Annotated in this window: 2 protein-coding genes; both read left to right on the top strand. The window is 38.3% G+C overall.

Annotated features, from left to right (window positions below; genetic code table 11):
- The first annotated feature begins 246 nt into the window (after window positions 1-246).
- On the top strand, window positions 247-7,509 hold the full coding sequence (locus tag CALK_RS11335; RefSeq protein ID WP_022637809.1) for a sacsin N-terminal ATP-binding-like domain-containing protein: 7,263 nt from the start codon (window positions 247-249) through the stop codon (window positions 7,507-7,509).
- Window positions 7,502-10,119 (top strand): DEAD/DEAH box helicase (locus CALK_RS11340; protein ID WP_052569277.1); only part of this gene is annotated, 2,618 nt, incomplete at its 3' end. The genes CALK_RS11335 and CALK_RS11340, both read left to right, overlap by 8 nt.

Genomic DNA, 10,119 nt, shown 5'->3' on the forward strand with positions numbered 1-10,119 from the left:
GATATCTCCATTTCTGAATAAATAATATAGGTCTTAACCCACTGTGTACTTTTTTGAGAAGGTCCATTTTTTATTAACAGGATGGACACATCAAAAATGTATTTTGAAGAAAATGTTGCATTAGCAACTTGAGTTCACGATGTTTTTTTCACAAACGATCCCTTTTTGGGATCATAATTTATTCGCTGGGTGAAATTTCGTGACCTCTCACGGATTATGGTAAACCTTAACATCTCACAGGATACTATGGCCGGATATACTGCAGATATAATTAACCTTGTAACAAGAAACCTGGAAGATCGCTACGAAAACGGTTTTCCCGTTATTAAAGAGCTCATTCAAAATGCCGATGATGCGAAAGCTAAACTGTTTAAGTTCGGCATCGCCGATGGAATTACCACAGCAAAACACCCTTTGCTGAAAACTCGAGGCTTGTGGATCTTTAATGATGGTGGTTTTAAGCAGGAAGATAAACGGGCAATCCGTTCATTTGCAGTAAATACAAAAGCCGGTGAAGATGGAACAATTGGTAAGTTCGGCCTCGGGATGAAGAGTGTATTCCACCTCTGTGAAGCGTTCTTTTACATCGCCTATGACGGTGAGAAAGAGCATACAGAGGTTCTGAACCCCTGGGATTACGATGACGAAGATGTGCAGGTTCATCCCGAGTGGAATCACTTTGAAGAGGGTGATGTAACACTCCTCAGTTCGAAAATCCCTGAAGTTGCAAGAGAGTCTCAATCCTGGATGTTTATCTGGCTTCCATTGAGATCAAAAAAACATATCCTCAAAGATGGTGTTGAAACAGGTTCTATTATCCCAAAATTCCCTGGTGATTCTTTTTCTCCTGAGCTCGATTTCTTGGGTGATACGGAACTACCATCCCGTATATCTGAGGTACTCCCACTTCTACACAATCTTCAAACCGTTGATTATGAGTGTAACCATTTCCCTTCATTTACCGTTTCATTAAATGCTCCTCATATTGAGGATGGCATTGTTGCGGAGAACAAAACAGGAATTGTAGAGATTGTGCATTCAACGAATACATTCTCTCCTCTAAAATTCTACGGGAAAAGATATCTACTCGAAAATGATGAGGTCACTTCACTCAAAGCTCATCCCAACTGGCCGAAAAGTCGTTTCCGGGATAAGTATGGAAAACAGCAAGAAGCCCCGGATAAATCAAAGGCTGATGGTGCCGTAATGTTGGCAATGAAGCAACACGATGATGAGTTCGGTGCTGAGATTACAATTCAGTGGGCAGTTTTTTTACCTCTCGAAAAAGGGGAACTACAATACACAAAGGTTATTCCTGAGGGGCCCAAGAGAAAGTTCTCAATTGTTCTGCACAACCAGTTTGCAATTGATGCAGGACGAAAGGGCTTATTTCAATACAATTCACTGGCAGAACCGGGAAGTGATATTACTTCTCAGATGTCAAATGAGGCTGTTAGAAAGAGATGGAACCAAGAGATTGCTCAGAATGGAACGCTCCCACTGCTTCCCGTCGTAATAGCACAACTCGTGCAAGAGCACACATTGAAGACGAATGAGATATCTGCACTTGTTGAAGGAATAAAATCTGCAAAGAATGGTAGCAGCGATAGTTTTGCCCCTAAATATCTAAAATATGCTTGCCGTAGTTTTGGTTTTGCTAAAACGATATCGGAGGAAAAAGCTGAGTGGCAACTGATTGATGTTCAAAATGCACAACTGTTAACAGTTCCTACATCTCAAAATAGTGCCGAGCCCGGGAGGATTTTTGATGTGTTCCCCATTTTACGAGACACAGCTTTTACACTGATATCCAATAGTGATAAATCTCTGTTGCCAGCTGATGAATACCCAATTTCAGAAGATGATTACCTAAAACTGTTAAACTCTCTTGATACAGCATTTTTAAGTGATAAGAAAAAAGTGGAATATCTTACGGAGTTTATTCGGATCCACGAGCTGGAAGATTACACAGCGTCTGTAAGGTTTGCAATTGTTGACCTCATTCGGAAATCACTTTTGACATTAGATCTGTCAGAGGTTACTGCCAACAAGAAAGCAGTTGGAGAGTTATTCAATGTTATTGGTAATGACTCCTTTGTTACCTTAGGAACTAAAGAACAAAAAACATCTCCGAGCGTATGGAAAAAACTTTGGAGTGTCGACAGTGCTGTTCTACCACTGCCAAACTACTTTGAGAGTTTCACAGGTAATGGACAACCTCATAAAGATGATATTGTTGCGTGGATAAAAGCAGTTGGTTCAGCAGAGCGGGCAATAGTTAAAGATATTCGTGATGGTTGTATAAAGAATAAAGAAGTTTTTCTGAGTACAAATAGCGATTTACCTCTTATTGAAGTGGGAAATAGAAATGGCAGATTGATATTATTGTCTTTACACGAAATTAAGAGAATCTTTGAGAACCGTAACCTGTTTCCAATACCCACTGTACAATCACAAGAGGATTTCAAATTATTCACTGCTATTCTACCCAATGAAGAGTTGTACACAATTTCTCAAAAAGAGTTTGAACTGGCATATCCAGGTAAAAAAATATCAGCAATCTCAACAGCACCATACTTCTACTCACTTGCATATCCAGGTAAAGAACTTGGGGACCTAAAGGATCGAGTGGCATTTTTAGATGCTTCATCACAAGTGTTTTCACAGTTAAACAATGATTCGGTGAATACTAGAGATGAGATTGTCAAAGGACTTCGTTATCTAATTCATGGAAACCCGGCTAAAAATAATGATGTGAATACTCCACTTTGGGCAGGTAGCCAATCGAATAGTGTTTGGGGTAAATTAAGACAAATGTTATTTGGCGAAGCTGATTCTTGGGCTATTTTGAACAGAGAAATAAGTGGTACAATTAGTGAGAATAAATACTCAATTGTAGGTATTCGTCGAGTAGAACAGCAGGCAATAGAGTCTGAATTATTGGTTGATTTCATTAGAACGTTTAAAGTGTCTGAGTTCACAATAGAAGAACAGAAAGAGTTACTCAAGAGTATAAATGATCAAGATAAGTGGAGAGCTCTTCCTTTCCACAAAACAGAGTCTGGAAGATTGACATCAATTGGTGATTCACTCTTTCTAAATAGAGATAAAATTAAGTATCCAGATGACTGTAATCTGACCGATACTGTTATTGCACTCTCAGACAATCCCTTAATAAAGGATAAGCAGGAAAACTATATCAAGTCGGTTCTTACTATAGAAGATGTTATTCGAGCATTATTACATAGTGACAAACCAAGTGAACACTATGAGTTCATAATGAAAAGTTTAGAAAAGAACCCTCAACTTACTGAACTTACTGAGCTGAAAGAAAAAGAGTGGTTGAAACTCAAAAATGACAAGATAACTTCTCCAGACTCAATCCTCGATTTTCCTCGTATCTCGGATAAACTCAAAGAGCTTTGTAGCCAGTGTGATGATATATTCACCACCTCAGATAGCCTTATAGAGGGAGCTGAATTACTCAAGCCACTTTTCTCATCAGAGCCAGAGGAGTATCTTCCGAAGATTTCACTTATGCTTAATGAAATACCTGAATTCACAATTGGTAAGTTGAGCAGCATTACCAAAAGTGAGATCAAAAACTCGTTACACACTCTTTCAAAATACGATGAACTGCCTGGTTGGGGGATACTGGCCAGTATCGTTGATAAAGATAGACTTGATGAATCGGTTACTACGCTTCATAACTACTTCTTCCCAACCTTGGAAAATGAATTAGATAAAGAAAAAATTGTATCTACTCTCAACTGGATACTCAATGAATGTAATGTGCAAATTGAAGTATATAATCTGTATTTGAAAGAGCTCTTCAGAAACGGTAACATTGCTGAACTCTTGCCAGAGATAAAACTAAGAAATGAAAACGGGAGATGGAAAAATCCAGCAGAGCTTTGTCTCCCTCAAGAGGGGTATTCAAGAAGTTACAGCCTGTGTAAAAGTCAGGTACCAATAGTTAAAAGTCAAATTACTCGTGAGGTCAATGAAAGAAAAAGTGTCGTATCAGGGATTATTACAGAAAAAGATCTTCATTTATTTACCGATGATGTTTCACCGATTGAACGTTGGATTGAGACTGTCTCGCCTGGGGTCGTCGGTGCTTTCCTGATGTTCCTCGGTAAATCATATCAGGAACTAGCAGATAAGTATTTACGAGAAGATGGACGTTCCTTAGAGAATGCGTTAAAAACTCTTGACTGGAATAATTCCAAACTTCAAAAGGAGTCCGCATTTTCAGAGAAGGTAGACATTCGGATTCGCTGGATAGGCTCGAATGAGAACTGTTCTACTGTTTCACTAATTGGTGAACCTTTAACAGTCCCTCTTCAAAAAAATCCTCAGCGACTCATTGTTGGTACTGGGAGTCTTGGTGCAGAGAGAGCATCATACTACGATCCTGAAACAAGAACTTATAACTACATCTTGTTGGATTCACTGACAGACAATAGTCCAGAAGAACAAATTAAAAGAACCATTTCTTACATATATCAAGACTGCTTTGAACAACAAAGCTCGGGGTTTGAAGCGTTGTGGAATGAAATTACAGAGAAGAAGCAACTCTCAGTCGTTGTGGTAAGAAAAACAATACTGGAAGATATTCCAGCACATCTCAGACAAATTGGTGCAGCTTCAGAAGATGTATTTAAGGAGTACATCTCTCATATTAAACGGATACGGAGTAAAATATCAGAAGCAGACGAATCAAACCGGGACATTGATACTGCCGATTATAAAAAACAGCTCTCTTCTGTACGTGAAAAGCTTGGTGATCTCATAAGTAGTGATGAAGATTGTCAAGCAATAATACTGGATAAAGTAAAAAAGAAAATCGCAGAACATCAGTACCAGAAAGATGGTGTACCTTTCGAAATATTCCAAAATGCTGATGATGCAAATGTTGAACTCGAAGAGTGTGAACCAGTTACGCAGGCGCCATTTTTTAGTGTAAGTACGGATTCACAGTCCCTCTATTTTGAGTACTCTGGGAGACCTGTAAACTACACCGGGAATAATGGACGTGAGGATTTTAAATACGACCTTGAAAAAATGCTCATTATTCAGGCATCTGATAAATCTGTAAACAATAAAGTAACCGGTAAGTTTGGTCTTGGTTTTAAGTCTGTTTTTTTAATATCAGATTCTCCAAGAGTACGAAGTGGAGAACTTGATTTTTCTATTGCAGGGGGGCTGTTACCCGTACCCACGAAAAATGCAGTTAGGACTCCAAGAAAAACGATTATTGAACTTCCCTTAAATGAAGATATCGCTTCAGAAGAAACAATTACTCGATTTGAAAAACTGATTCCCTATAGTGTTGTTTTTTCTCACCGTATTAAACAGGTACGTGTCAACAATAACAACTATCAATGGTCACCAGCTGAAATACACCCCTCTGTTGAAATTGGCACATCACCAATAGCATTAGACGATTCTCATTTCATCTTATTTAATACTACAAATGCGAAGATCCTCTTTTCATTAAAAGGTTCTGGTTTTAACATTCAGAGCAGAGAAGTTCCATCAGTTTGGGTAACTGCACCACTCAGGGATTCAACATCATTTGGGTTTTGCGTTAACTCTTCTTTCCAAATTGATACTGGACGTGGACAGCTGGGAGATATGACTGAAAACATAAAGCTGTCAACATCTATAGGAGTCGAACTGGGTACCATTTTAGTTGATTTTCTGCAAACTGCTCAAGAGAGTTGGGATGAGTATAGAGGGGAACTTTTTCTATTTAATGGCATTTCATTTGATGAGTTTTATACGTCAGTATGGATCACTCTCCTCGGACGCTGGAAAAATAAGGATAAGAGCACTCAAGTCTTCCAAATAGGGAGAACTCTTGCTTTAGAGGCTTTCAAAGAGATGCTGAAAAAGTTAGAACTTATTCCGAATGGATTTTCAGGGACACCTTGTAAACTATTGGCATTTACAAAAGAAGAAATATATTGGGAAATCCCTGAGAAATATTCTGATAACAAGAATGAAAAAGAGAAACTCCTCAATGTATTTCAAGAGTATTCTGGAGTCAATATTGTAAGTAACGATATTGCATACTTACTCCGCCAAATCTATCCTAATTTTAATGTTAAAGAGCTAACTGTGAAAGAGTTGATCAATTTAAAAAGAGGAAAAGTATACTCTCCGGAAGAGGCACAAAAAACAGAAGCTGTACTCCAGCTTGTAGATGAACACTTATACGACCAATCAGTATTTGATGGTATTAAGTTTAATACCGAAAGAGGGGGTAATGAAACTCCTACTCGTTTACTTTCTTTAAACAATAAAAATAATGAAGAAGAGTTAATGAGAGCATCTTTTGCACCTGAAATAGCATTACTTGCCAAAGAGTATTCTGGTGAAGCACTTCAGTTTTTTATCCGTGTGAGGGGGAATTTACAAGCTACGACAGAACAGCTTGAAAAATGGATGCTCAATGCAGATAGCGATGAAAAGAAAATTAACAGTCTCAGGTACATCCTTGACGGTGAGCTCTCTTCACTATTGTCGAAAAAGGTACGCGGTCAAGGTTGGGTAAGAAAGCTTGACGACTCTTTGTTAAGTTCGTTTTTTCCCGAAGAGCGAAGCGAGCTAATTAGACAACTTGCGGAACATGTAGCGGAACAACCTTACGATATACCTACACCCACAATAACGGCAGAAAAACTATCACTGATCAAGATCCACCAGTGGTGGGAAACTGAAGGTCGTGACCAATATCTTCCCAAATACCTTGGCGAATTATATCCAAGCGGTGACTGCCCGGATCTTTACGATAAAGATGAATACCCTATTAATGAAAATTGGATGCAGTTGTTTACATTTGCTTCATTCAAAAGCCTTGGAAGGGTTAAAGATTATCAGACAAAAGGATTCTTACAGCATCTAAAAAATCATGGGTGGTGGGAAACCATTTGTTTGAACAAACCAACAGAATGCCCGGAAAAATGGTTTAATATTCTGAAGGAATATTGTACCGGAAGTGAGTATGATGAAATTTATTCGTACTGGATGGATAGTTTTCATCGGATCTTCAAGATCCGGGAATTCCTCGATGTATACATTCAATTGTTTGAATATGATGGTGATTGCTCCAACATTGATGATTACTTAACGCCCAATGCGAGCACGGCACTTCAGGGAAGCGGTCTCGTTGCACCTTCTTTGAAGAGAACATTAAAAATTGGCCACAGTTTTATTATTCGAGAACTTTTGAGAAATGGTCATTTGACTCATAAGAGTTTACACAAGTTTGCATTTATGAATTCATGGGGAATCAGAGCACTGCTGGAAGCGGCTGTTGGTGGCTCGTATGAGTCATGCCAAGATATTTACAGAGCATTAGAAAAGGTTCTCGGAGAAGAAGATGTGACCTTTGGAGGTGATTTTGATATACCGCTAATTATTGTTAGCCGAGAGTCTGAGCTACAGGGGCGATTCTTTGATGATAATATTACAGATCAATACTGGGGTGAAGATGAGTAAAATTATACATCATAAAAAGTTTGGAGAAGGTTCATTGATGATGGAAAACGGATCTACTGTTGTAGTCCGTTTTTCTCACGGTATTGAAGAGTGCCCGGTCAGTGAGGTTTCTATTCGCAAAAACATTGTTTCATCGCTTGAAGATGGAGATTCCGTAGATAGTAAAAAGACACTTCTTAAATCACTTGCTGCTTCAATACGATCGGTTAATGACACCTGGGGAGTCTTCTCTAAATCTCGAATTGATCTTCTACCTCACCAGCTTTGGGTTTGTAATAGAGTTCTTCAACAATGGCCGACACGGATGCTGATTGCTGAAGATGTTGGTTTGGGGAAAACGGTAGAGGCAGGACTTATCCTCTGGCCTCTCATTTCTTCAGGTAGAGTTAAACGATTGCTCGTATTAACTCCAGCACCTCTTGTTGAACAGTGGCAGGAACGACTACGGAAAATGTTTGATATTCGTCTTTCCAAATATGACCCTGCTGTAGACACCGAAAAATCAGATTTTTGGAATACTCAACGCCAGGTTGTTGCTTCTTTTCCAACACTTCGTGCAGATAAAAATGGTAGACACGATCGGCTCTTAAATGCCGACGCTTGGGATTTAGTTGTGGTGGATGAAGCTCACCATATGTTTGCTCACGAAGGCAAAGGAAAAACACTTGCATTTCAACTATTTGAGAAACTTCAGAATGAAGGAAAAATAGACTCTACGGTGCTCTTCACTGGGACACCACATCGTGGATACAATTACGGCTTTTGGTCTTTAATGAGTCTTGTTGACAACAAGGTTTTTGGCCCTAAAAAGAACGAAACAGCCCAGTACAAACAACTGTCCAATTTTCTTATTAGAAACTGTAAACAGAGTGTAACTGATATGGAAGGGAATAAACTTTTCAAAAAAGTGATTCCTCAACAGATCACGTTTTCATATTCAAAAGAAGAGACTCATTTTTACGACTTAATGACTCGGTTCATAACTTCTGGTAAAACATATGCATCAACACTCGACGCTCAACACCGTGGACAAGTAACCCTTGTTCTCATTGCCCTTCAGAAGCTCGCATCCAGTTCTGTTGCCGCTGTTCAGTCAGCCTTAATAACAAGAAAACAGACACTTAAAAATTTAAGTACAGAATTTCAAGGTAAATTAAATGCATTTAATGAGACGCACTTTGATGATGAAGAAGCAGAAGCAATAAGAAAATGGGCAATTGAATCGCACAAAAGCAAAATTACTCTTATGGAAGATGAAGTGGGAAGTGTTGATCAATTAATAAATGCAGCAGAAGCGGTACAGGAAGAGAGTCGTGTACTAAGAATCATCCAAGTTATTGAAGAACAATTCCACAATGAACCAGTTCTCTTCTTTACGGAGTATAAAAAGACACAATCACTTGTACTATCCAAATTAGCTACAGTTTATGGTGAAAAGAATATCGGTTTTATAAATGGTGATGGAAAGATTGACATCATTGTCGATGGTCAAAAAAGAAGTCTTCTTAGAAACAGAGAACAGAGTGCTGATGATTTTAACAATGGCAAGATTCGTTTTCTGGTTTCTACTGAAGCAGCTGGTGAAGGAATTGACTTACAAGAGCGATGTAATTCATTAATCCATATTGACCTTCCTTGGAATCCAATGAGACTGCACCAAAGAGTTGGACGCCTTTACAGATATGGTCAACAAAAAAATGTCACCGTAATATCCTTGAAAAACCCTGATACTATTGAGTCAATAATATGGGATAAGCTTGAGTCTAAACTGGGTAGTATTATGAAAGCACTTGGTAGTGCAATGGATGATCCTGAAGATCTTTTACAGCTCGTTCTTGGGATGCAGAGTAACTCTACATTTAATGAACTATTTCACAATGCAGCAGAGAACCCAAAAAGTCTCAGCAACTGGTTTGATGAAAAAACACAATCACTCGGAACGCAGTCTGTTATTGAAACAGTTAATAAATTGGTAGGTAATGCTGCAAAATTTAACTTGTCATCTTTAAAGGATGTCCCAACTCTCGATCTCCCTCAATTACATAACTTTTTTGTAGAAATGCTTACGAAAGAGCAACGCAGAGTAAAGGAAGAATCAGGAAGCATAAGTTTTGTAACACCGGATCACTGGATTATACATCGTGGGATTAGAAAACGATATCAAGGATTGAAATTTGAAAGATCACTAGATTCTATCGATGATATTGCTGGTATTGGGCACCCGATTGTAGATTTAGCTATCGATAAAGCTCTAATATTTGAAAATAATATTGCATACATTAATGGTGCTACTTCGTATCTATTATATAAAATCTATGATAAGAAAACATACGACCGAGGAAGTGTTCAGCAAAAGATATTTGCTATTGAAATCTCAAATGAGAACTCAGATTTTACCATCCGTGAAGATTCTGATATTGTAAATATGATAAACAACATCATCTGTACTCATCATTCTGATGAAAAGAAAATAGTACCACCTATAGATTCCACAATAATTGAAAAAGCTACTACACACATCCAGGATAATTTAATGTCACTTAAGCTATCATTTTCAGAACCTGCATTAGAGTTATTCTCAGTTCTGATTGGTACAAAAAGAAAATGTCT

Origin of the sequence: Chitinivibrio alkaliphilus ACht1, from assembly GCF_000474745.1 — a bacterium.
GTDB lineage: Bacteria > Fibrobacterota > Chitinivibrionia > Chitinivibrionales > Chitinivibrionaceae > Chitinivibrio > Chitinivibrio alkaliphilus.